The sequence below is a fragment of the Komagataeibacter melomenusus genome (genome assembly GCF_013155395.1).
Classification (GTDB): domain Bacteria; phylum Pseudomonadota; class Alphaproteobacteria; order Acetobacterales; family Acetobacteraceae; genus Komagataeibacter; species Komagataeibacter melomenusus.
The window spans coordinates 1-21,864 of the sequence record NZ_JABJWC010000044.1; the positions used below are offsets into that span (position 1 = coordinate 1).

General features: G+C 64.8%; 21 protein-coding genes and 2 pseudogenes. 14 read left to right on the forward strand and 9 right to left on the reverse strand.

What is annotated here, in order from left to right; all coding sequences use genetic code 11:
- Positions 1-101, forward strand: a pseudogene (locus HNW77_RS17830) (IS5/IS1182 family transposase); the annotation flags it as partial.
- A gap of 94 nt (positions 102-195) precedes the next feature.
- On the opposite strand, the gene HNW77_RS13995 reads toward HNW77_RS17830, so the two are convergent.
- Together HNW77_RS13995 and HNW77_RS14000 are read right to left on the reverse strand one after the other, a co-directional pair.
- Positions 196-672 carry a DUF3574 domain-containing protein gene (locus HNW77_RS13995; protein ID WP_172158436.1) on the reverse strand — a complete coding sequence of 159 codons (477 nt, stop codon included), beginning with the start codon at positions 670-672 and terminating at the stop codon, positions 196-198.
- Between the two features lie 129 nt (positions 673-801).
- Positions 802-1,185 carry a VOC family protein gene (locus tag HNW77_RS14000; protein ID WP_172158437.1) on the reverse strand — a complete coding sequence of 128 codons (384 nt, stop codon included), beginning with the start codon at positions 1,183-1,185 and terminating at the stop codon, positions 802-804.
- Between the two features lie 197 nt (positions 1,186-1,382).
- Between HNW77_RS14000 and HNW77_RS14005 the strand changes: the two genes are divergently transcribed.
- A complete protein-coding gene (locus HNW77_RS14005) occupies positions 1,383-2,081 on the forward strand; it encodes a YfdX family protein (protein ID WP_172158438.1) in 699 nt (232 codons plus the stop codon).
- Between the two features lie 115 nt (positions 2,082-2,196).
- On the opposite strand, the gene HNW77_RS14010 is transcribed toward HNW77_RS14005, so the two are convergent.
- Entirely contained in the window at positions 2,197-2,667 is a 471-nt protein-coding gene (locus tag HNW77_RS14010; protein WP_172158439.1) for a hypothetical protein, read from the reverse strand.
- Between the two features lie 306 nt (positions 2,668-2,973).
- Here HNW77_RS14010 and HNW77_RS14015 point away from each other — a divergent pair, with 306 nt between their 5' ends.
- The 3 genes from HNW77_RS14015 (at position 2,974) to HNW77_RS14025 (ending at position 4,246) form a co-directional block, all read left to right on the forward strand.
- The gene (locus HNW77_RS14015; protein ID WP_172158441.1) at positions 2,974-3,345 is read left to right on the forward strand and encodes a con-10 family general stress protein; all 372 of its coding nucleotides are present in this window, start codon (positions 2,974-2,976) and stop codon (positions 3,343-3,345) included.
- Positions 3,346-3,477: 132 nt separating this feature from the next.
- Positions 3,478-4,011: a DUF4142 domain-containing protein gene (locus HNW77_RS14020; RefSeq protein WP_172158442.1), complete on the forward strand. Its 534-nt coding sequence runs from the start codon at positions 3,478-3,480 to the stop codon at positions 4,009-4,011.
- A 49-nt stretch (positions 4,012-4,060) separates the two neighbouring features.
- Entirely contained in the window at positions 4,061-4,246 is a 186-nt protein-coding gene (locus tag HNW77_RS14025) for a hypothetical protein (protein ID WP_172158444.1), read from the forward strand.
- A 75-nt stretch (positions 4,247-4,321) separates the two neighbouring features.
- Here HNW77_RS14025 and HNW77_RS18220 read toward each other — a convergent pair.
- Positions 4,322-4,510 (reverse strand): annotated as a pseudogene (locus tag HNW77_RS18220) (immunity protein Imm33 domain-containing protein); the annotation flags it as partial.
- Between the two features lie 15 nt (positions 4,511-4,525).
- On the reverse strand, positions 4,526-4,915 hold the full coding sequence (locus HNW77_RS14030) for a hypothetical protein (protein WP_172158445.1): 390 nt from the start codon (positions 4,913-4,915) through the stop codon (positions 4,526-4,528).
- A gap of 246 nt (positions 4,916-5,161) precedes the next feature.
- Here HNW77_RS14030 and glgA point away from each other — a divergent pair, with 246 nt between their 5' ends.
- From glgA to treY, 6 genes are all read left to right on the forward strand, one after another.
- Positions 5,162-6,796 carry a glycogen synthase GlgA gene (glgA, locus tag HNW77_RS14035; protein ID WP_172158447.1) on the forward strand — a complete coding sequence of 545 codons (1,635 nt, stop codon included), beginning with the start codon at positions 5,162-5,164 and terminating at the stop codon, positions 6,794-6,796.
- 65 nt (positions 6,797-6,861) lie between these two features.
- On the forward strand, positions 6,862-9,081 hold the full coding sequence (gene glgB, locus HNW77_RS14040) for a 1,4-alpha-glucan branching protein GlgB (RefSeq protein ID WP_172158449.1): 2,220 nt from the start codon (positions 6,862-6,864) through the stop codon (positions 9,079-9,081).
- Positions 9,078-11,207, forward strand: a complete 2,130-nt coding sequence (glgX, locus tag HNW77_RS14045) for a glycogen debranching protein GlgX (RefSeq protein WP_172158451.1) — start codon at positions 9,078-9,080, stop codon at positions 11,205-11,207. The genes glgB and glgX overlap by 4 nt, the downstream gene beginning before the upstream one ends.
- Positions 11,204-12,985, forward strand: a complete 1,782-nt coding sequence (gene treZ, locus HNW77_RS14050) for a malto-oligosyltrehalose trehalohydrolase (RefSeq protein WP_172158452.1) — start codon at positions 11,204-11,206, stop codon at positions 12,983-12,985. Before glgX ends, treZ begins: the two co-directional genes overlap by 4 nt.
- On the forward strand, positions 12,978-15,053 hold the full coding sequence (gene malQ, locus HNW77_RS14055; protein WP_172158454.1) for a 4-alpha-glucanotransferase: 2,076 nt from the start codon (positions 12,978-12,980) through the stop codon (positions 15,051-15,053). Before treZ ends, malQ begins: the two co-directional genes overlap by 8 nt.
- Entirely contained in the window at positions 15,046-17,796 is a 2,751-nt protein-coding gene (treY, locus tag HNW77_RS14060) for a malto-oligosyltrehalose synthase (protein ID WP_172158455.1), read from the forward strand. The genes malQ and treY overlap by 8 nt, the downstream gene beginning before the upstream one ends.
- On the opposite strand, the gene HNW77_RS14065 is transcribed toward treY, so the two are convergent.
- Together HNW77_RS14065 and HNW77_RS14070 are read right to left on the reverse strand one after the other, a co-directional pair.
- Entirely contained in the window at positions 17,797-18,099 is a 303-nt protein-coding gene (locus HNW77_RS14065) for a hypothetical protein (RefSeq protein ID WP_172158456.1), read from the reverse strand.
- A gap of 96 nt (positions 18,100-18,195) precedes the next feature.
- Positions 18,196-18,348, reverse strand: a complete 153-nt coding sequence (locus tag HNW77_RS14070; protein WP_172158457.1) for a hypothetical protein — start codon at positions 18,346-18,348, stop codon at positions 18,196-18,198.
- 384 nt (positions 18,349-18,732) lie between these two features.
- Between HNW77_RS14070 and HNW77_RS14075 the strand changes: the two genes are divergently transcribed.
- Together HNW77_RS14075 and HNW77_RS14080 are read left to right on the forward strand one after the other, a co-directional pair.
- Positions 18,733-19,974, forward strand: a complete 1,242-nt coding sequence (locus HNW77_RS14075) for an FAD-dependent oxidoreductase (protein WP_172158472.1) — start codon at positions 18,733-18,735, stop codon at positions 19,972-19,974.
- Complete coding sequence (locus HNW77_RS14080) at positions 19,974-20,423, forward strand: c-type cytochrome (protein ID WP_172158458.1); 450 nt, start codon at positions 19,974-19,976, stop codon at positions 20,421-20,423. Before HNW77_RS14075 ends, HNW77_RS14080 begins: the two co-directional genes overlap by 1 nt.
- An 18-nt stretch (positions 20,424-20,441) precedes the next feature.
- Here HNW77_RS14080 and HNW77_RS14085 read toward each other — a convergent pair whose 3' ends face one another.
- Entirely contained in the window at positions 20,442-20,663 is a 222-nt protein-coding gene (locus tag HNW77_RS14085; RefSeq protein WP_172158459.1) for a hypothetical protein, read from the reverse strand.
- Between the two features lie 326 nt (positions 20,664-20,989).
- Between HNW77_RS14085 and HNW77_RS14090 the strand changes: the two genes are divergently transcribed.
- A complete protein-coding gene (locus HNW77_RS14090; RefSeq protein ID WP_241694485.1) occupies positions 20,990-21,220 on the forward strand; it encodes a hypothetical protein in 231 nt (76 codons plus the stop codon).
- Between the two features lie 124 nt (positions 21,221-21,344).
- Here HNW77_RS14090 and HNW77_RS14095 read toward each other — a convergent pair whose 3' ends face one another.
- A complete protein-coding gene (locus tag HNW77_RS14095; RefSeq protein ID WP_172158461.1) occupies positions 21,345-21,653 on the reverse strand; it encodes a hypothetical protein in 309 nt (102 codons plus the stop codon).
- Between the last annotated feature and the right edge of the window lie 211 nt (positions 21,654-21,864).

The following is a 21,864-nucleotide window of genomic DNA, read 5'->3' on the forward strand; positions in this document are numbered from 1 at the left end:
AGCTCAAGGAGTTCAAGCGTATCGCCACGCGGAGCGACAAGACAGACAGATCATTCGCAGCGATGATTTATCTCTCCGCTGCAATCATCAATTCACGATAATTCCCAACAGGCCCTGAAAAAAGCTTTACCAAAAACTTTTATTATTTCAGGCTCATATAAGCATTAGCAACGCATAAAGCCGGGGCATATCACTTCAGAACGCAGCACAGCCCGGGGTGACGACCAGCCCCACGGAATCCTGCCCGAAGCGCTGGCGATAGGTCTGGCGTATCGCCTCAAGCCGTGGCCTGAGGTCGGAGGAGAGCGGGGTCGCAACCCAGATGACGCGCGAGGGTTCGCGGATGATGCGCCCGCTGTGCTCATCGCGCCATTGCCCGGTCATGCGCAGGACCGAAAAACCGGCGGGAAAACGCGGGGTAACGACATCACGCACAAAACGGGTCCACTCACGCTGACTGACATGACCGCCATCAGGGCGGTTGAGGCCGAACAGCAGCGAGACCTGCCACATCGGCGTAGCCTGCACTGCCGTGCAGGCAGCCTGTAGCGGATCGGGGGCAGGCGCCTGTGGCGCGCGTGCGTGGCCGGGTTGCTCCCATGCCACCATGCTGGCCAGCACGGCGGCCGGGAGGCACCATCGCCTTGAAAAAACAACAGGCTGGCAACTCATGGTCTGTATTCGTCCTGCCCGCGCCGGGGTGCGGCATCGGAGAAAGTTTTTGGTGAGGCTTTTTTCAAAAAGCGTCAAAAGAAACGCCGCCTTTCAAAAAAAGGCGGCGCCCATAAGTTATGGCCCGGATCAGGCCTTGACGCGATAGAGCGCACACAGCTTGTTGCCAGTGGGGTCGCGCAGATAGGCCAGGTACAGGTCGCCATTGGGCATGTGGCGGATGCCCGGCGGGTCCTCGCAGGTGGTGCCGCCATTGGCCACGCCGGCTGCATGCCATGCATCGATCACTTCAGGCGAGGGGGCGGCAAAGCCGATCGTGCCCCCGTTGGCAGCCGTGGCGGGCTGGCCGTTCAGCGGCTTTGTTACCAGGAAAAAACCCGTATCACCGTTATAGACCAGTCTGCCCTTGGCATTGATGGTGGCGGCAGGCACGCCAAGGGTTGCGAATATGCTGTCGTAGAATTTCTTTGCGGCTTCAATATCGTTTGCGCCAACAGTCACATGGCTGAACATGCGGTTTCTCCCTGAGCGATAATGGTCTGGCGCGATCATGGCACGGTGTGCCGCAGGCCGACAACCGCCTGCACGCGATCCGTGCCGTCACAATGGCAATAGTCATGGACCGTGCCTGCCATTTTTTGTAACATTGCGTTCAGGCCCGGATAACCGGGCCACAGAATAACAGACAGATTGCTCTGAAAAGGGAAACCATGCGTTTTATCGCTTCACTGGCCGCCGTGGCGGGACTGCTCGCCGCGCCACTGGGTGCCCACGCGGCATCGGTGCATACGGATTGGGAAAAGTTCAAGGCCACCCGTGCGTTCAATCACCTCTCGGCAGATGGCCAGCGCGCCATGCTCGATGTGCTCAATGCCAAGCAGGTGCTCGATGCAGGCCAGACCGATGCCGCCATTCCCGCGCTGTATGACGCGACCAAGCGCCTGACCGCCGCAGGCAAGGCCAGCACGCAGTTCATCGCCGCCGAGACCAGCCTCCACCCCGCCCCGCAGCACCCGGCGGCATCGGGCCATGTGGCTGGCACCACGCCCGTGACCTGGATTCCGGTTGGTGGCGAAATCATCGGCAGCGAGACGCTGGCCCCCGAGAAGAAGGCCGCCATCGCCACCGCCAACACCCAGCTCAAGGCGGGCCAGACCAAGCAGGCCGCGCAGACGCTGCAGGTGGTGGGCGAGGATGCCGACTTCATCATGGCGCTGACAGCCCTTGAACCCACGCAGGGGGCAATCAACCGCGCCACCGTCTTCACCGAGGCCCGTCACCCGCAGGAGGCTTCCGCCGCCCTGCAGCAGGTGCTCGATAACATCGTGTTCATCTCCGAAGACATGTCCGAGACGCTGCTCCCGCCGGGTGCCAAGGCCCCAGCTGCTGCCGCGCCTGCGCAGAAATAACCTGCCACCGGCGTGAAAACCGCCCCGCAGGTCAGGACCGTTCTGGATGCCGCCCTTGTTCAGGGCGGCATTGTTTTTATTGCCCTTTGAAAGCTGAAGCCGGACGGCTGGGTGGTTATTCCTCCCCGCCACCCACTTTTTTCTTTTCACGCTCGGCATCGACGCTCATGCGCTGGAACGCGCCAAGCGAAAGAACGATGAAGGTGGCCACCACCAGCAGGCTGGCGGGGTAGAGAATGGCGGCGGGTTCGCTCGTGCTGGTCTCGAAAACGCCGACCAGCCCCTCGATGAACACGGCGATGATGATGGTGGTGATGAACTTGGTCAGGCTGGCCCGTGCCTCGCCCAGGCTTTTCTTGCCGCTGGTCTGGATCACTTCCTCCTCCACGAAGTATTTGGCCACGTCAAAAACCGCCACCGCAATCACGACATAGCTGATGGCCTGCAATATGGCGTTGCGACCCATATGCCACGACTGCCCCAGCGCCCTGATCAGGTCGAACATGCCAAATGTCAGCAGGAAAAGGGCCAGCATCATGAGCAGAAGGCTGGCGCAGGCAAACGCGCAGCGGGACAGGTGTTGCATGGTTCTCTTTTCCTGATGCTGTCGCCATGGGCATGCGCTTCCTATCGCGTAGCGTGGCGATGGGTTGCGGGCAAAGTACGGGCTGCCGCTTCGCTTTATTGTATATTTTGTCCATATGGGGCATTTTTTGTGCTGAATATTTATTTTTTATTTTCCAGCAGCCATGCCGAAACCGCCTGCCGGTTGCACCGTTGAACCCTCCACAGCGCCTATTGCCGGGATTGCTTTCTCACCACGGACCCATGGGGCAGTGAGAAAAAACAAGGGTTCCGTATCCGCGCTGTAATCTGGAAAAGGTGAATGATCATGGCTTATCGCATTCCCATGCAAGAACGCACCCGTATTGCCACCCTCGCACCGGCTGATGGTCGGGGCGGCGGTGCCGCGCATAATCCCGGCAACTTCGCCAATGACCGCAAGAAAGCCGCGGAGGCCGGGCACAAGGGTGGCCAGCACAGCGGCGGCAATTTTGCCAGGGACCCCGAACGCGCGGCCGAAGCGGGCCACAAGGGCGGGCAGAACAGTCCCGGTAATTTTGCGCATGACCCGGCAAAGGCCGCCGACGCAGGCCATAAGGGTGGCCTGCATAGCGGTGGCAATTTTGCCAAAGACCCCGAACGCGCGGCGGAAGCCGGGCGCAGGGGCGGCCAGCACAGCCACGATCATGACAAGTCCTGAGTGAGGCCGGGGGCCGGGCGGAACCCCTGCCTGGTTCCACCCCGCCCATTGCCCGGCTGGCCGGGATGGTACGGATTTCTGATCCATCCGGAGCTAGCCCCATCTGGAGCAGAACCCATCTGGAGCAGAACAATGAAAAAAAGCATGATGGTGATACTGGGGCTGCTTGCCTGCGTGCCTGCGCCGGTCCTGGCGCAGTCCATACCCGAAAAGGCAGGCATCAATTCCCTGATGGGTGTCGCCCCCCGCACGGAAGACTTCATCAAGATCGCCACGATCAGCGATCTGTTCGAGATCCAGTCAAGCGAACTGGCGTTGCAGGGCAACGACCCCAGCCTGGCCGCCTTCGCCAACCGGATGATTGAAGACCACAAGAAAACATCCGCCGCCCTGAAAGACCTGATCCAGAGCGGCAATGTACAGATTACCCAGCCCACCGGGGTTGACGAGGCCCATCAGGACAAGCTCGATCACCTCAAGACCCTGCATGGCCGAGACTTCGCCCTGCAGTATCGCGCGGACCAGATCGCGGGGCATGAAGATGCCGTTTCGCTCTTCCGCCGTTATGCGCAGAGCGGGGATAACGCAGCACTGAAGACATGGGCAGGCACGACACTGCCCACGCTTGAAAGCCACCTGCGGATGGCCAAGGACCTGCCTCAGTAAAACCGCAGCCACACGGGTTGCATCAATACCTGCCAAGGGAGTATTTCCCATGCAATACGGTCAAGACAAACAGATGCGCGGCGGGGCGGTGAACGATCCGCGCCGTGACATCCCTTTAGCCACCCCGGCAGAAAAACGACATGTCTTTATTGTTGGGGGCATGGTGGTGTTTTTTGTAACACTGATCGTGCTGGCATGCCTTTTCGCGCCCCATATCCCGCTGCCACGGTTTTGAGCATGCCGGGCCTTGCGACCCGTTTTCAGCTATCCCGGCTTCAGGATCGACATAGATCCTGCCCTGCGCAGTATCGAACCGCCACCCGAATGGCACGGCCAGATACCGCGCAAGGTCAGGGCGTGCTGCGGTGACATGACAAGCGTGGACGGTTCTCAGGCTGGTGATGTCATCATCATAGCGGTTGGTGGTGATCCACCAGCCTGACATATGGGAGCGCACGCCCTGCACCAGATCGCCTTCATAAACCCCATCGGATACCATAATCAGTTGCCTGGGCTAAGGCAGGCTGAACGTGGCCTGTACGTTGCGGCAGATGGCGTGCTGTTCTTCCCGGTAGGTGACGCAGGCATCCACGCCTGGCTGTTCTTCCAGCCCGCAGGTGGGGAATCCGGACACGGGTTCATGAAAATCAAGGTAGCTATCAGCCGCGACCACGCCGCACATGGCCCAGTAGCCGTAGCGGATGGGGTCGTCAGGCTCGATAGGCCTGTGTTTTGCGGGAATGCGTTCGATGGCGTAACACAGAAAATCCTCGCACCCCGCCAGCAGGCGGGGCCGCGATACGCTGGCGCGTAATTCATGGCCGTTACTCGCCTTAAGCCCGGATGTGTGCAGGCGCAGGCCGTTTTTTTCATGATTTTTATGATCGGGGTCATGTCCCGCCATTTTCGTGTCGGGGCCGCGCGCAGGCACGGCCCAGCGTTGTGCAGGGAATAATAACCATCCACGCCGGTATTGCCAACAATGACATGGAATTGCCACTTTTATTGAATCTGGACTGAATAAATAAGTAATGCGAGTCCATGAAAGGGATCACTTAACCGTGTGGGTGAGACCATGGGGTGCATAACCCGTTAACCGCTACAGATCCTGAAATGGCACCGGTTTCTCCTCCTGCAAGGAAACAGGCCGATGATGAATGCGGTTACACCTTTTTCAACACCCATCCGCCTGCTTTCAGTCGCGGCAGAGATGTTTCCCTTCGTCAAGACCGGGGGGCTGGGCGATGTCGTGGGGTCGCTGCCACACGCGCTGGCTTCTTACGGCGTGGAGGTCACGACCCTGCTGCCCGGCTACCCTGCCGTGATGGCGGCGCTGCCCGCGCGCGCGCAGGTCATGCATCACCCCGACCTGCTGGGCCATAAGGCTACGCTGTGGTCGGCCCATGTGGCAGGGCTGGACCTGCTGGTGCTTGACGTGCCCGCCCTGTTCGACCGCCCCGGCAACCCCTATCTCGGCCCCGAGGGGCAGGACTGGCCCGATAACGGCATCCGCTTCGCAGTCCTGTCGCGCATGGCGGCCGATATCGCCCAGGGCCACACGCCACACCCGCGCCCCGATCTGGTGCAGGCGCATGACTGGCAGGCCGGGCTTGTGGCAGCCTACCTGCACCATGACCACGCCAGGGCTGAACAGGACAGCCCGCCCCCAGCCCCCCGCGTGCCGGTGGTCCAGACCATTCACAACCTTGCCTTCCAGGGTCGTTTTCCCGCCGGGTGCCTTGCCGAATTCGGCCTCCCGCCTGCGGCGTTCGCGGTTGAAGGGTGCGAGTGCTACGGGGCCATCAGCTTCCTCAAGGCAGGGCTGTACCACGCCGATCGCATCACCACCGTCTCGCCATCCTACGCGCAGGAAATCCAGACGCCCGAGGGCGGCATGGGCCTCGATGGCCTGCTGCGCCATCGCAGCGACCGGCTGGAGGGCATTCTCAATGGCATCAGCACCGAGACCTGGAACCCGGCCTCCGACCCGGCAGTGCATTTTCCCTACATGGTGGGCGATACCGTGGGGCGTGCGCCCAACAAGCGCGACCTGCAGGCGGAATTCGGCCTTTGGGCCGACCCGGATGCCTTTGTGGTGGGCGTGGTCAGCCGCCTGACCGCGCAAAAGGGCATCGACCTGCTGGCCGATGTGACCCCGCGCGTGCTGGAAGGCAATACCCAACTGATTGTGGTGGGCGAGGGCGACCGCGAGATCGAGCGCCGTCTTGCTGCCCTGCAGCGCCAGTTTCCCGGCCGGTTTGCCTGCCATCTCGGCTATAGTGAATCCCTTGGCCACCGCCTGCCTTCGGCGGTGGATGCGCTGCTCATCCCCTCGCGCTTCGAGCCCTGCGGGCTGACCCAGCTTGGCGCGCTGCGCTATGGCGCGGTGCCGGTGGCCGCCCGCGTGGGCGGCCTGGCCGATACGATCGTCAACGCCAACCCCGCCGCCATTGCCCAGGGGGCCGCGACGGGTTTCCTGTTCACACCCGTTGATGGCGAGACCCTGCTCGCCACCGTGGTGCGCGCCCGCCAGCTTTACCGGCGCAACCGCCGCATGTGGCGCCAGCTCCAGCTTACGGGTGCAGCCTATGACGTGTCATGGAACGACAAGGCCGCCCATTATGTCAGGCTGTTTGCCGAGATGCTGGGCATGGATGCGGGCGGCCGGGCGGATTCAAACGTGATCAGCCTGCCATCGGGCCGGAGCCCCCTGCGGGAGGGCCGCAGGCGGCGCATTGCGCGCAGGCCGCCGCGCCTGTCACGCGCGCTGGCAGCACCCCACTAATACGCCCCGCCCGCCTGCCGGGCCGTGTTCACGTCATATCCCTCCAGCACAGTAAAGGCCCCGGCATGCGGATCAGGCACGATGCAGCCCACTATGTTCTTCCCGATGGCGTTGATGATCTCGTGCAGGGGCGCAGTTCTGATCCGTTTGCCATTCTTGGCCGCCATAACAGGGGGCGTGTCGATGTCATCCGCGTGCTGTACCATGATGCGGCCCGCGTGCGGCTGGTGGTCGAGCGCCCCCGCGCCAGCCCCATCGAGCGCCCCATGCGGCGCATGGGCGAGACGGGGCTGCATGTCGGCACCATTCCCGCAGGGGCGCGCTATCACCTGAAAATCGTCTGGGCCGACGCGGTGGAGGAAACCGCCGACCCGTATTCCTTCGGCCTGCTGCTTGATGAGGCGGACCTGACCCTGTTTGCCGAAGGCCGCCACCGCCAGCTTGACCAGATCATGGGCGCGCAGCCCATGGTGATTGACGGCACGCCCGGCGTGCGCTTTGCCGTATGGGCGCCCAATGCGCGGCGGGTTTCGGTGATCGGGGACTTCAATTTCTGGGATGGCAGGCGCCACCCCATGCGGCTGCGCCACGCGGCAGGGGTGTGGGAGCTGTTCATTCCCGGCCTTGGCCCCGGCGAGCGCTACAAATTCGAGATCATGACGCGCGAGGGCCATATCCTGCCCCATAAGGCCGATCCCTTCGCCCGGTTTGCCGAGCGCCCGCCCGCCACCGCCTCGGTCGTGGCATCCCCCGCGCCGTTTGCCTGGAATGACGCAGCGTGGATGGCCACGCGCGGGCGGCTGCAGGCCACCGATGCGCCGCTTGCCATATACGAGCTGCATGTTCCCTCATGGCGCAGGCCGCTTGGCGACCCGGACCGCATCATGTCGTGGCGGGAACTGGCGGGCGAACTCATTCCCTACGTGCAGGCGGCGGGTTTTACGCATGTCGAACTCATGCCGGTCATGGAATATCCGTTTGGCGGCTCATGGGGCTACCAGCCGCTCGGACTGTTCGCGCCGTCCGCCCGGCATGGCACGCCGGCTGATTTCGCGGCCTTCATCGATGCCTGTCATGGCGCTGGCATCGGCGTGATCCTGGACTGGGTGCCCGCCCATTTCCCTAATGACGTGCATGGGCTGGCCTGTTTCGATGGCTGCGCGCTGTACGAGCATCAGGACCCGCGCGAGGGCGTGCACCGCGACTGGAATACCCATATCTACAATTTTGGCCGCCATGAGGTGCGTGGCTTCCTCATCGCCAGCGCGCTGATGTGGCTCGAGCGCTTTCATATCGACGGGCTGCGCGTCGATGCCGTGGCCTCCATGCTGTACCGCGACTACAGCCGCAGGGAAGGGGAGTGGATACCCAACATCCATGGCGGGCGTGAAAACCTCGAGGCCGTGGCCTTCCTGCGCCAGCTTAACGAGACCGTGCGCGAAACCTGCCCCGATGCGATGATGATTGCCGAGGAATCCACCGCCTGGCCCGGCGTCACCCGCCCGGTGGCACAGGGGGGGCTTGGCTTCTCGTATAAATGGAACATGGGCTGGATGCATGACAGCCTGCGCTTCTTTGCGCGTGACCCGCTGTGGCGCGGCCATCACCTCAATGAAATTCTGTTCGGGCTGCATTATGCCTTCAGCGAGCATTTCATCCTGTGCCTGTCGCATGATGAAGTAACCCACGGCAAGGGCTCGCTTCTGGCCCGCATGCCCGGTGATGGGTGGCAGCGTCATGCCAACCTGCGGGTGTTTTTCGCCTTCATGTGGGCCCATCCGGGGCGCAAGCTGGTGTTCATGGGCAGCGAGTTCGCGCAGGAGGCGGAATGGTCGCATGAGGGCGAGCCGCCATGGCGCAGTCTGGACGATCCGCTCAAGGCGGGCATGCTTGGCCTCATCACCGATCTCAACCGCCTCTATCGTGACCTGCCGGCACTCCATGCGCTTGACAGCGAGCCCGCCGGTTTTGCGTGGGTGATTGGCGATGACACCGCCAACGCCGTGCTGGCCTGGCTGCGGCTGGCGCCGGGCCATGCCCCGGTTCTGGTGGTGCTCAACCTCACGCCGGTCGTGCGCCATGGCTACCGCGTGGGCGTGCCGGTGGGCGGGGGGTGGCGCGAGCGCCTCAATTCCGATGCTGGCGTCTATGGCGGCAGCGGGGTGGGCAATGGTGGCGGGGTTGTGGCCCGGCCCGAACCAGCCCACGGCCAGCCCTGCTCCTGCGTGCTGACCCTGCCGCCGCTGGCGGCACTCTACCTCCAGCCCGTGGGGGAGGGATCATGATGCGCTTCCCGCCCACGCTCTCGCCCGGCAGCCCTACCCGCCTTGGGGCGTGCTGGGATGGACTTGGCGTCAATTTCGCGGTATTCTCGGCCAATGCCCAGCAGGTGGACCTGTGCATTTTCGACCCGCGCGACCGGCGCGAGATCGCGCGTTTCCGCCTGCCCGAATATACCGATGAGATCTGGCACGGCTACCTGCCCGATGCCGAGCCGGGGCTGTTATACGGCTTTCGTGCCTTCGGGCCGTATGACCCCGCCAACGGTCATCGCTTCAACCCGCACAAGCTGTTGATCGACCCCTATGCCCGCAAGCTCACGGGGCCGATTTCATGGTCGGACACGCAGTTCGGCTACCGCCTGCACTCGCCACGCGCCGACCTGTCCTTCGACCGGCGCGACAGCGCGCCCTCCATGCCCAAATGCATCGTGGTGAATGATGCGTATGAATGGGAGGATGACATCCTGCCCCGCGTGCCATGGGCGGATACCGTGATCATGGAGGCCCATGTCAGGGGCCTGACCATGCTGCGCGCGATGGAACGCAACCCCCGGCCCGGCACGTTCCAGGCCCTTGGCGCGCCGCAGATGATTGCGCACCTGCACCAACTGGGGGTCACCACGCTTGAACTGCTGCCCATCCAGTGCTTTGCCCCCGAGCGCTACCTGATCGAGCGCGGGCTGACCAATTACTGGGGCTACAACACGCTGGCGTTTTTCGTGCCGCATGCGGGCTATCTGGCCAGTGGCTCGCCGCACGAGTTGCGCGCGGCCATCAGGCGGCTGCACAAGGCGGGCATCGAGGTGGTGATGGACGTGGTCTACAACCACACCTGCGAGGGCAGCGAACTCGGCCCCACCCTGTGCTACCGCGGGCTGGACAACGCCACCTATTACAGCCTCGTGCCCGGTGACGAGCGGCACCTGATCAACGATACCGGCTGCGGCAACACGCTCAACCTGTCACACCCGCGCGTATTGCAGATGGTGCTGGACTCGCTGCGCTACTGGGCGAACGAATTTCACATCGATGGCTTCCGCTTCGACCTCGCTCCGGTGCTCGGGCGCGAGCCTTACGGGTTTGACCAGGGCTCGGGCTTTTTCGATGCCATCATCCAGGACCCCGTGCTGTCCACCCGCAAGCTGATCGCCGAGCCGTGGGACCCCGGCCCCGGTGGCTACCAGTTCGGCAACTTCCCGCCCGGCTTTGCCGAATGGAATGACCGCTTCCGTGACACCACGCGGCGCTTCTGGCGGGGCGATGGCCAGCAGCAGGGCGATATCGCCGCCCGCATCGCAGGCTCGGGCGACCTGCTCGACCGCAGGGGGCGCAGGCCGTGGAGTTCGGTCAACCTCATTACCGCGCATGACGGCTTCACGCTCGAGGATGTGGTCAGCTACGCCGAGCGCCATAACGAGGCCAACGGGGAGGATGGCCAGGATGGCAGCGCGGATAACAACAGCGCCAACTGGGGCGTGGAAGGCCCGACCGATGACCCCGCCATTCTCGAGCTACGTGCCCGCGTGCAGCGCGCCATGATGGCCACCCTCATGTTCTCGCACGGAACGCCCATGCTGCTGGCGGGCGACGAGTTCGGCCAGACCCAGAACGGCAACAACAACACCTACTGCCAGGACAACCCCACAAGCTGGCTGGACTGGCACCGCGCGGCCACGCCGCAGGGCCGGTTGATGACCGCTTTTGTCGCCCGCCTTGCCGCGCTGCGCCGGGCGCATCCCTCGCTGCGGGCGGCGCGTTACATGCATGGCCGCCACAGGCCGATACCCGACATCCCCGATATCGGCTGGTTCGGCCATGATGGCGCGCCCATGGGCGTGGAGCAGTGGAATGACGAGACATTCCATCTGCTGGGCGTGCGCCGCGCCAGCAACGGAGCCGATGGCACGCTCGACATGACCTACATGCTGCTCAACCCCGGCGCGAGCGATGTCAGCGCGCGCCTGCCCGGACCCGAAGGGCAGTGGACCCTGCTGCTCGACACCACGCAGCCCGAACGGGAACCCGAAACGCTGGGGGCCGACAGGCATGACATCACCGTGCCCGCCCACGGGCTTGTGCTGCTGGCCTTCATGCCCGGCGGCGATAACGCAGGGGAGGACGCCGAATGAGCACCCATTTCCATTCTGACCGCTATGCCGGGGCCACGCTGCTTGATGCCGGGCATACCCGTTTCCGGTTCTGGGCGCCCTCATGCCACACGGTCCTGCTCGAGGCGCAGGGCCATGCGCCCGTTGCCATGGCCCGCGACAGGGAAGGGTGGTTTGAATGCGTGTTTCCCTGCGGGGCGGGCACGCGCTACCGCTACCGCGTGGCCCGCGACCTTGCCGTGCCGGACCCCGCCTCATGCTTCCAGCCCGATGACGTGCGTGGGCCAAGCGAGGTAGTCGATCCCGCCGCCTATGGCTGGCAGCATGGCGCATGGCCGGGCCGCCCGTGGCATGAAGTGGTCATATACGAGCTACATGTGGGCCTGATGGGCGGTTACGAGGGCGTGGCCCGCGACCTGCCGCGCCTTGCCGCCCTTGGGGTCACGGCCATCGAACTCATGCCCCTGGCCGAGGTGCCGGGCGGGCGCAACTGGGGGTATGACGGCGTGCTGCCCTATGCGCCTGAATCCGCCTATGGCCCGCCCGATGCGCTCAAGGCGCTGATCGATACGGCGCACGGGCTGGGGCTCATGGTGTTTCTCGATGTGGTGTACAACCATTTCGGCCCGGACGGGAATTACCTGGCGGATTACGCAACGCCCTTCTTCCGGTACGACACGGCCACGCCCTGGGGGGCGGCCATTGATTTCGGGCAGGAGGCAGTCAGCCGGTTCTTTGTTGATAACGCGCTGTACTGGCTTATGGAATTCCGCTTCGATGGCCTGCGGCTCGATGCCGTTCAGGCCATTACGGACCGGGACTGGCTGCTGGCGCTGCCCGCGTTCATCCGCAACCATGTCGAGCGCGGGCGGCATGTGCACCTGATCGTGGAAAATGAAAACAATGATGCCGGCCTGCTGCGCGCGGGCTATCGCGCCCAGTGGAATGATGATGCCCATAACGCCCTGCATGTAATGCTGACTGGCGAGGACGAGGGCTATTACGGCAACTTCGCCCCGGACCCCACGCCCGCGCTCGCGCGCGTGCTGGCCGAGGGCTTTGCCTTCCAGGGCGAGGTGCAGCCGGTCAATGGCAAGGCGCGCGGCAGCCCGAGTGCTGACCTTGCACCGGACCGCTTCATCATCTTTTTGCAAAACCATGACCAGATCGGCAACCGCGCATTGGGCGAGCGGCTGGGCGTGCTGGCCACGCCACAGGCTCTGCGCGCGGCCTACGGGCTGGTGCTTTTGTGCCCGCAGGTGCCGATGCTGTTCATGGGCGAGGAGTGGGGCTCGCGCCAGCCCTTCCTGTTCTTTACCGATTACAGCCCGGCGCTGGGCCGGATCGTGCGCGAGGGGCGGCGGCAGGAATTTGCCGGTTTCTCGCATTTCGCCTCGGCGGAGAAGCGTGACACCATCCCCGACCCCAACGCGCCCGCAACCTATGCCGCCTCGCGCCCCGACCCCGCCGAGCGCGACAGGCCGGTCCACAGGGAATGGAATGCACAGATTGCAGGGCTGCTGGTCCTGCGTCACGCCGAGATCATGCCCCGCCTGCCCGGCGCGCGCGCCATGGGCGCACGGGTTCTGGGCAAGGGAGCGGTTTTTGCCCAGTGGCGCATGGGCGATGGGGCCGTGCTGTCCATTGCCCTCAACCTGGGGGATTCAGCGGTGCCCCTGCCCGACATGCCGCAGGGGCGCTGCCTGCACGCGGTGCTGCCCTACGGCGCGGACCTGTTCTCCGCAACGCTGCCCCCTCATGCCGTGCTGGCCTGCCTGAACGAGGCACAGGATGAATAACCGCACCCTGGTCGAGCGTGCCCGCCATGCCGGGCTGAGCCTGCGCTGGCGCGATGCCGCGGGCGAGATGCACCGCGTCTCGAACGAGAGCCTGCGCCGCCTGCTGGCCGTGCTGGAAGGCCATGCCCCGCCGCCCCGCCCGCGCGGTGCGCTGCCCGCCATGGTGGTGGGCGTTGCAGGCCAGGCCACCGTGCTGCCCCTGCCACCCGGTGATGGAGGGGCGCGGTTTCGCCTCGTGCTGGAAAATGGCACGGAGATGGAGGGCAAGCTGCGCCTGATGCGTGGCCACCCCGCGCTGCCCCCCGTGGGGGTATGCGGCTACCACCGGCTGGAAGTGGGAGACACGCCCGCCACCCTGGCCATAGCGCCCCCGTCCTGCCCGCGCGTGAGCCGGATATGCGGCGGGGGCAGCGTGCGGGCCTGGGGGCTTGGCGCGCAGGTTTACGGCCTGCGCATGGCGGGCGATGGCGGGATTGGCCATTTTGGCGCGGTGGAAACCCTGGCCCGCATGGCCGCGGCACGCGGGGCGGATGCGCTGGCCATCAGCCCCGCCCATGCCATGTTTGCCGCCCGCCCGGGGCAGTACAGCCCGTATTCCCCTTCATCGCGCCTGTTCCTTAACGGGTTGCTGGCCGACCCGCATGCCGTGTTCGATACCGCAACCGTGCAGGCCGCCGTGCTCAAGGGAGGGGCCGCTTATGTCGATACGCTCAGGCAGCTTGAGGATGCGCCGCTGATCGACTGGGTGCGGGCCAGCACATGCCGCTACCAGTTGCTCAGGCGGCTGTATGATGACCGCATCGCGGCCAGTCCGCCGCAGGCCATGCGCGACTTCCGCGCAGCAGGAGGGCAGGCGCTCGAGCGGCATGCCATATTCGAGGCGCTGCACGCCTATTTCGCCACCCGTGGCGAACGCGGTGGCGACTGGCGGCGCTGGCCCGTGCCCATGCGCCAGCCAGACAGCCCGGAAGTGGTGCGGTTTGCGCAGGAATTCGCCCGTGACGTGACGTTCCATGTGTTCGTGCAGTGGCTGGCGGCCACCAGCCTCGCCCGTGCCTGCACGGGCGCGCGGAGGGCGGGCATGCGCATTGGCGTGATCAAGGACATGGCGGTGGGCCTGGACCCCACGGGCAGCGAATGCTGGGCGCGGCAGTCCGAATTCCTGCTTGGTACCGGTATTGGCGCGCCGCCCGATGCGCTGAGCCCGCTGGGGCAGGACTGGGGGCTGACCACGTTTTCGCCCGCGGGGCTGCGGGCCACGGGCTACCGCGCCTTTATCGATACGCTGCGCGCGGGCTTCGCCCATGGCGGGGGCTTGCGCATTGACCATGTCATGGCGCTGGAGCGGCTGTGGATCATACCGCAGGGCGGCACCTCGGCTGAGGGGAGCTACCTGTCCTTTCCCGTGCGTGACCTCATGCGGCTCGTCGCCCTCGAGGCCATGCGGGCCGATGCCATGGTGATCGGCGAGGACCTGGGCACGGTCACCACCGCCTTTCGCAAGGCGGCGGGGGCCCAGGGCATCATGGGCATGAACGTGCTGTTTTTCGAGCGTACGCCCCAGGGGGTATTCAGGCCGCCTGCCACATGGTCGCCCCACGCCACGGCCATGACCACCACCCATGACCTGCCCACGGTGGCAGGCTGGTGGCAGGGCACGGATATCGCATGGCGCGAGAAACTGCATCAGCTCCCTCCGGGCCTCGACCCCAACACGGTGCATGACGAGCGTGAAAATGACCGCACCGCCCTGTGGTCCGCCCTGATGCAGGACCGGCCCGCGCCTGCCGCGCGGGGCCGGGCCTGCGAAAAGCCGCCCCCCGACGCCGCCGGCGCGGCAAGGGTGGTGGACGAGGCCATCGGCTTCGTGGGCCGGGCTGCCTGCCCGCTTGCCCTCATGGCGGTGGAGGACATGCTCGGCCTGGCCGAGCAGCCCAACCTGCCCGGCACCACCACCGGCCACCCCAACTGGCAGCGCCGCTACCCCGCCATGACCGCCACCCTGCTGTCGGGGCATGATACGCGCAAACGCTTCAACCGCCTGCGTGCAGGCCGCGCCCATGAATAGCCGTGAGCCTGCCGCCCTGGTGCGGGCCACGCTGCGGCTTCAGTTCCGCGCGGGCATGACGCTTGATGACGCGACGGCCCTCGTGCCGCAATTTGCCCGCCTTGGCATCAGCCACCTGTATGCCTCGCCCCTGTTTGCCGCGCGCCCCGGCTCGACCCATGGGTACGATACCGTGGCCTATGACCACATCGACCCTGCCTTGGGCGGCGAGGCGGCCCTGGCGCGCCTGGCTGACCGGCTGCATGCCCATGGCATGGGGCTGATCCTTGATATCGTGCCCAACCACATGGCAGTCGATGCCCATAATGCATGGTGGATGGATGTACTGGCCTGGGGTCAGGCTTCGGGGCATGCCACATGGTTCGACATCGACTGGCACGACCCCGACCCGGACCTGCGCGGGCGCGTGCTGCTGCCCTTCCTTGATTGTCCGCTGCCGCAGGCACTGGCGGCAGGCAGCCTTGCCCTGCGCCATGACGGGGCAGGGGGCCTGTTCCACATCCATCACCATGAGCACCGCTTTCCGCTCAGCCCGGTCAGCTACGCGGCCCTGCTGGCGCAGGTGGAGGCCCCCGGCGCGTTGCTTGCCGCCTTTACCACCGTGGCGCTGCGCGGCGGGCCGGGGGCGGAAGCGGTGTCCGCGCTGGCGGCCCTGCGCCACTGGGCGGCAACGCAGCGCGGGCAGGCGGCCATGGCGCAGCTTGCCATCCTGCATGATGGGGGCGACCCCGCAGGCCGCGCCCGGCTGGAGCGCCTGCTGGCCGGGCAGCCATGGCGCCTGGCCTGCTGGCGTGAGGCTGCGACACGGATCAACTGGCGGCGGTTTTTTGACATTACCGGCCTTGTGGGCGTGTGTGTCGAGCGCGCTGAAGTGTTCGAGGCCGTGCATGGTCATGTGTTCTCGCTTTACCAGCGCGGATTGATTGATGGCGTGCGGGTCGATCATATTGACGGGCTGGCCGCTCCCGCCGCCTACTGCCAGCGCCTGCGTGCCCGGCTTGATGCGCTTGCCCGCCTGCGCCCCGAAAGCGCCCTGCCCGGGGCACCCATTTACGTGGAAAAAATTCTTGCCCCCCATGAGAGCCTGCCTGCCGCCTGGCCGGTTGCAGGCACTACGGGCTACGACTTCATGGATCAGGTTTCCGCCGTGCTGCATGATGCCAGCGCGGCCCCGGCGCTGGATCGGCTGTGGGCAATGTGCGGGCCAGACGCCAGAGCCTGCGGCGTGATGGCGCGTGAGGCCCGCGCGCAATTGCTGGCCGAGGGGTTTGCCGCCGAATTCGCGCATCTGGCCCGCCTGCTGGCCACGGCGCTGGATGCGCGGGGGGCAGGGTGCACGCCTGTCGGCCTGCGGGCGGTGCTTGAGGCCATTCTGGTTTCCTTCACGCGCTACCGCACCTATTTTGGCGATGAGGCCGTGCAGGACCATGCCAAGGATGGCGCGGCCCTGCATGCTGCGGCGCGCGCTGCCGGGCCGCGGCTTGAAGCCGGGCAGGAACCGCTGCTTTCCGCGGTGACGGGCATCCTGTCAGCCCGGCCGGAACAGGCGCCACTGGCCTGCGTGCGCCGCGCCGAGCAGTCCTTCGAGCATCTGACCGCGCCGCTGGCGGCCAAATCGACGGAAGATACGATCTTCTACCGCTACGGGCGCCTGATCTCGCGCAACGAGGTCGGCTCCGACCCGGCGCGGCTCGGCCTGACGGTTGCGGATTTTCATGCTGGCTGCATCACGCGCGCGCGCCTGCACCCTGCGGCCATGCTTGCGACTGCAACCCATGACCACAAGCGCGGCGAGGACAGTCGCGCCCGCCTGGCCGTGCTGAGCGAGATGGCGCCCGCGTGGTGCGCGCAGGTCAGCACATGGTTTGCCCAAAATGGTGCGGAAGCGGCCATCGGGCCGGACCGCATTGATGAACTGATGCTGTACCAGGCCATGCTCGGCGCGTGGCCGCTGGCTCCCTTCGCCACCGTGGCCGCGCGTGAGGCGTGGTGCGAACGGATCGTGCAATGGCAGGCCAAGGCCCTGCGCGAGGCCAAGCGCCATACCAACTGGCTCGACCCCGACATGGCTTATGAAAAAGCCTGCGCGGCCTTTGTGCGCCGTCTGCTTGCCAATGCTGCCTTCATGGCGCAGATGGACCGGGTCGTGGCGCGGATTGCCCCGGCGGGCGCGCTCAACGGGCTGGCGCAGACCCTGCTGCGGCTGACCACGCCCGGCGTGCCGGACCTGTACCAGGGCTGCGACCTGTGGGATTTCAGCCTTGTTGACCCCGATAACCGCCGCCCGGTTGATTTTGGCCTGCGCCACGCGCTGCTTGAGCACGCAGGCAGTTTTGCAGCCTCTGCCGCCACATGGCGCACGGGGCAGGTCAAGCTTGACCTGATCCGGCGCATCCTGTCGTTTCGGGCCCGTTACCCCGACCTGTTTGCCAAAGGCAGCTACCAGCCGCTTGAGGTGGCAGGGGTGGACTGCGCGCACGCCATTGCCTTTATGCGCCAGCATGACGGGTTCACCCTGCTGGTGGTGGCCCCGCGCCTGCCGCTGGGCATGGCAGTGCAGGCTGATACGCTGGCCCCGGGGCGTGACATGGCGCTGCGGGTCAGCCTGCCGCAGCATCTTCTGGTCGGTCCATGGCACAGCCTGCTGGGTGAGGCCCCTGTGCAGGCCAGCGTGCCGTTTGCGCGCGGGGCGGTGCCGCTTGCCTGCCTGGTGCATGATGCAGGCGGGCGCGGCCTGCCCTGATCAGGCGGTGGCGAGGGAACGCAGTCTGGTAAAAAGGATTTCCCTGCCATCATAAACCGGCTGGTCGTAGCGGAAACCGGTCAGGCTCTGGATCACGCTGGCCGGTACGTCAAAAAACATATCCACGTCCGCATTCAGGCCCGCCCCGGCGCGGGCTACCGCGATTATGGCCTGGCTTGCGGGCGGGAGGGTGCCGGTACACTCAAGGCTGTCGCGCCCCCTGTCGGATGCGTGGGTCATGTTCCACGCATTGTACAGCCTGTTGTGTTCATCATAATCATAACCGAAGGCGACGCTCATCATCGCCGTTTCCAGCACGCAGCAGCCAAGGATGGTATGCCTGCGGCTGAAAGGTAGTTGAACGCGTTCGCTATCGGGTTCGTATTCGCACTGGCTGGATCACAGGATGGTCCAGCCCGTAGGCATGTCGGCAATGGAAAAATCGGCTTCGCGTGCCGCGTCCCTGATCCCGGTATCCTCAAACTCCATAAGGGCCAGTATTTCTTCGCGGCTGACACCATGGAATGCGAGATAGGAAGCATTGAAACCCATTATTTAAATCCTGAATATCATAAGCATTTTATATAGACCAAAAGTGCCATAATATTAATAACCGCGCAAGCATGCCCCCCGGCCAGCCTAACCGGCGCGGCGTGAGGGCAGTGGGCTGGCGGGAGCCGTTTCAATGCCACGTCGTGGCCCGGCTTTTTTCCTGCCGCGGTTTGACTGTGGGGGAGAGGAAATTTATCCTGCCACCGTCATGAAAGCATAGGTCATGACGGCGGATTTCATAAAGTAGCATACAGAATATTCCCAAACGGATTAGCATGAAGGCGCATGCCATGAAACCGGCAGATTTGCCCCGGCAGGCACCCGGTAACCAGAGGTTTGAACGTGAACAGTTTTCCTGACGACCCGAAAAACACGCCCTCCCGCCTGGGCCGGAGGGGGCTGTTTGCCGGTTCCCTCGCCCTTGGTGCGCTGGCGGGTGGCCGCTGGGCTTCCGTACCGGCTGCGGCAGCCGCCCTGCGGCGCACGGCTGTGCCCGGCACGGTGCCCCGGCTCGTGCCCATGCGCCCCCATGCCGACCAGATAACCGATATCAAGGTCTGCCTGCGCCCGTTCCGCGCGGCAGGCCCCCGGCTGGATGTGGAGCGGGTGGGCGAGAAGGTGGTCATCCATAATTATGGCCATGGCGGCAGCGGGTGGTCGCTTTCATGGGGGTCGGCCGAGATGGCGGTGGGCAAGGCGGCGGCACTCTCGCCCCGGCGCGTGGCGGTGGTGGGGTGCGGGGTCATTGGCCTGACCACGGCGCTTACCGCGCAGCGCGCGGGGCTTGATGTCACGATCTATACGCGCGACCTGCTGCCCCATACCCGCTCGGTCCGCGCCAATGGCAGCTGGACACCGGATTCACGCGTGGCGCTGACAGCCCCCGCAGGCCCGCAATTTGCCGATACATGGGAGCGGATGGCCCGCTATTCATGGAAAAGCTATCGCGATTACCTCGGCCTGCCCGGCAACCCGATCGACTTCCGGGACAGTTATGTCCTGTCCGACACGCCGTTTGACGCACCGGAACCCGAGCCGGAAAATCCGGACCACAAGGGGGATTACGCCTCCACCGGCATGCCGCAGCAATCGAGCGAATTTGCCCGCTATGGCGAGCGCATACGCGATATCATTCCGGCATCCGAACTGCTCCCGGCGCAGGAAAATCCGTTTGCGGTGCCCTATGCCAGGCGCGCGCCGCTCATGATCTTCAATTTCGGGGCATATGGGCATCTTCTGCTGTCCGAGTTCCATCAGGCGGGCGGGCGGATCGTGATCCGTGAATTCCATACCCCCGCCGACATGAAGAACCTGCCCGAGCCTGTCATCATCAACTGCCCCGGCTACGCGGCGCGTGACCTGTGGGGCGACCGCTCGCTCATTCCCGTGCGCGGGCAGACCGCGTGGCTGCCGCCGCAGCCGGATGTGGCCTACGGGGTGCGGTACAAGGGGGCCTCCGCGCTCTCGAAAAGTGACGGGTTGATGATACAGGGGTTTGACATGTCGGGCTTGGGTGAGATGGACGGCGTGGGCAACAGTTTTGAACATGCCGACCGCAGCGAGGCGGAAAAGGCGATTGGCATCTTTGAAAATCTCTTCGCCCGTTTTCCGGCGGGGCAGGGCTGATGCGCGGCCTGCAGGCAAAGGCGCGCGGTGCCGCGCTTGGGGCAGGACTGCTGGCGCTGACAGGGCCGGTGGCCCATGCAGCGCCCGCGCGCGCAGCCATGCCCTCCTATTACACGGCAGCGCAGGCCGAGCGGGGGGCTGCGGCCTACCAGCAGTTCTGCGCCGTGTGCCACGGGGCGGATCTGGGCGGCGCCTTTGACGTGCCGCCGCTTGTGGGGCGCTTTGCCGCCAACTGGGCAGGCGCGCCGCTGGGCGAACTGTTTGACTACATGGCAAAAGCCATGCCGCTTTTTGCTCCCGGCACGCTGACACCGGCCCAGAATGCGGACCTGCTGGCCTTCGTGCTGCGTGAAAATGGCGCGCCGGCAGGCAGCCGCGAACTGCCTGCCATAGCCGTGGGGATGAAAGGCATGTTCTTTCCCAAAATGACATCCGCCAGCGTGAAGTAAAAAGGCGGCAGGGCGTGGCTAACGGTGGAGCATGCCCATGCCCGCCTGCATGGCGGTGTGCAGCATGTCAGACCAGAGGCCGCCCCTGCCGCCGCCCCTGTCGCCCTGCGGGCCGCCTTCGGCCGGGGTGTCCATTTCCCGGCCGTTTGTAACGGGTAGCCCGTCATCATCAAGCGGCACGTGATGTGTTGTACAGCCTGCCAGCATCATGAAGCAGGCCAGCATGGCGGCAGCCCGCATTCAACCCGGCCCGCCGGTCTGGATGTTTGATCCGTCTCGCCACTCTGGTGCCCTGTTGCCCGGGAAAAACATGCACGCCCCACGTGATTGCCCATGATGGGTGCGATCTTAACGGGTGCTGCTGTGCAACAGCCGTAACGAAACGTGAGGTTTGATTGCGGCATGTAAAAGGGCCGCGTCATCACAGTATGGGGAAAGTATGTGCCCCGCCCGGGAACCCGTGCTATGCTGCGGCGTTGGATGCGCGTGGCGGGTAGTGCCCACCGCACCAGCATAAACCTCGTGACAGTTCCAGTACCCACAACGCAGATGCAAGGGAGATGGACATGCCGAAGTCAGATCATGATGTAAACGTTCAGGAAGTTGAACTGCGGGCGATCAGCCTGTGGAGCAAACAGCACCCCGACCGCCCCTGGCGGCGGCTGAGCAACCTGCATCGCTACCGCAGGACCGCGCATGCCCTGCAGGGCATTCCCGCCTTTCCTGAAGAACAGGCCCAGTTCCGCTACCTTGCCACCCATGCCATGACCATGTCGCACGCGAAAAGCTGCGCCTGAGGCGGGTGCAAGGAACACTGTTCCCTGATTGAAGAGTTACAGCATCAAACAAAGCGGGGTTGCATCCAGCAACCCCGCACAAAAGCGTGCCCGCATATTTCGGGCGTGCAGCATTGACAGATTCCTATTGCAGGGCGGATGGGCTGCGCAGGGTCTGGTGGTTTGATGACATGCCGGGGCTGTCCGGGTTTTTATTGGCGGCGGGTGGCCGGGTAAGGGGCTGGTCGGGGCCACCAGCGGGGGCGGGCCGTTCACTCTTTTCGGGTAGCGGCACGGTCTTACGGGCTTGTGGATGCGCCCGTTCTATGGCGGAGGGGGAATTGTCCCCCGGCAGGTCCACGCTTGTATCGGCCGGGTGTTTCTGGGCCAGGGCAGGTGGCCCGCTGGCCATGAGCACCACGCCCGTTACGGCAAGGGCAGAAATAATACGCATGATATTCTATCCTCTGTAAAGAAATACGCAGGGATGGGGGCAGTGTTGCAGGCAGGCGCCCTGCTGGAGCCGATCCAGTTTGAATGGACACATTCGAACTGGTGAAGGTGCTCGATAAATAATGAATTAGAGCAATTCCACCGAGCCTGGGTCCAGTGGACTTGCCCTGGTCGTATCGTGCTGGCGGGGGAACAGTTCCGGGCAATGCCCG

What these genes read in the sequence shown, in the direction of transcription:
- HNW77_RS13995 (WP_172158436.1), bottom strand. Translation starts at nt 672, where the DNA reads ATGAGTTGCCAGCCTGTTGTTTTTTCAAGGCGATGGTGCCTCCCGGCC.
- HNW77_RS14000 (WP_172158437.1), bottom strand. Translation starts at nt 1,185, where the DNA reads ATGTTCAGCCATGTGACTGTTGGCGCAAACGATATTGAAGCCGCAAAG.
- HNW77_RS14005 (WP_172158438.1), top strand. Translation starts at nt 1,383, where the DNA reads ATGCGTTTTATCGCTTCACTGGCCGCCGTGGCGGGACTGCTCGCCGCG.
- HNW77_RS14010 (WP_172158439.1), bottom strand. Translation starts at nt 2,667, where the DNA reads ATGCAACACCTGTCCCGCTGCGCGTTTGCCTGCGCCAGCCTTCTGCTC.
- HNW77_RS14015 (WP_172158441.1), top strand. Translation starts at nt 2,974, where the DNA reads ATGGCTTATCGCATTCCCATGCAAGAACGCACCCGTATTGCCACCCTC.
- HNW77_RS14020 (WP_172158442.1), top strand. Translation starts at nt 3,478, where the DNA reads ATGAAAAAAAGCATGATGGTGATACTGGGGCTGCTTGCCTGCGTGCCT.
- HNW77_RS14025 (WP_172158444.1), top strand. Translation starts at nt 4,061, where the DNA reads ATGCAATACGGTCAAGACAAACAGATGCGCGGCGGGGCGGTGAACGAT.
- HNW77_RS14030 (WP_172158445.1), bottom strand. Translation starts at nt 4,915, where the DNA reads ATGGCGGGACATGACCCCGATCATAAAAATCATGAAAAAAACGGCCTG.
- glgA (WP_172158447.1), top strand. Translation starts at nt 5,162, where the DNA reads ATGATGAATGCGGTTACACCTTTTTCAACACCCATCCGCCTGCTTTCA.
- glgB (WP_172158449.1), top strand. Translation starts at nt 6,862, where the DNA reads ATGCGGATCAGGCACGATGCAGCCCACTATGTTCTTCCCGATGGCGTT.
- glgX (WP_172158451.1), top strand. Translation starts at nt 9,078, where the DNA reads ATGATGCGCTTCCCGCCCACGCTCTCGCCCGGCAGCCCTACCCGCCTT.
- treZ (WP_172158452.1), top strand. Translation starts at nt 11,204, where the DNA reads ATGAGCACCCATTTCCATTCTGACCGCTATGCCGGGGCCACGCTGCTT.
- malQ (WP_172158454.1), top strand. Translation starts at nt 12,978, where the DNA reads ATGAATAACCGCACCCTGGTCGAGCGTGCCCGCCATGCCGGGCTGAGC.
- treY (WP_172158455.1), top strand. Translation starts at nt 15,046, where the DNA reads ATGAATAGCCGTGAGCCTGCCGCCCTGGTGCGGGCCACGCTGCGGCTT.
- HNW77_RS14065 (WP_172158456.1), bottom strand. Translation starts at nt 18,099, where the DNA reads ATGATGAGCGTCGCCTTCGGTTATGATTATGATGAACACAACAGGCTG.
- HNW77_RS14070 (WP_172158457.1), bottom strand. Translation starts at nt 18,348, where the DNA reads ATGGGTTTCAATGCTTCCTATCTCGCATTCCATGGTGTCAGCCGCGAA.
- HNW77_RS14080 (WP_172158458.1), top strand. Translation starts at nt 19,974, where the DNA reads ATGCGCGGCCTGCAGGCAAAGGCGCGCGGTGCCGCGCTTGGGGCAGGA.
- HNW77_RS14085 (WP_172158459.1), bottom strand. Translation starts at nt 20,663, where the DNA reads ATGCGGGCTGCCGCCATGCTGGCCTGCTTCATGATGCTGGCAGGCTGT.
- HNW77_RS14090 (WP_241694485.1), top strand. Translation starts at nt 20,990, where the DNA reads ATGCCGAAGTCAGATCATGATGTAAACGTTCAGGAAGTTGAACTGCGG.
- HNW77_RS14095 (WP_172158461.1), bottom strand. Translation starts at nt 21,653, where the DNA reads ATGCGTATTATTTCTGCCCTTGCCGTAACGGGCGTGGTGCTCATGGCC.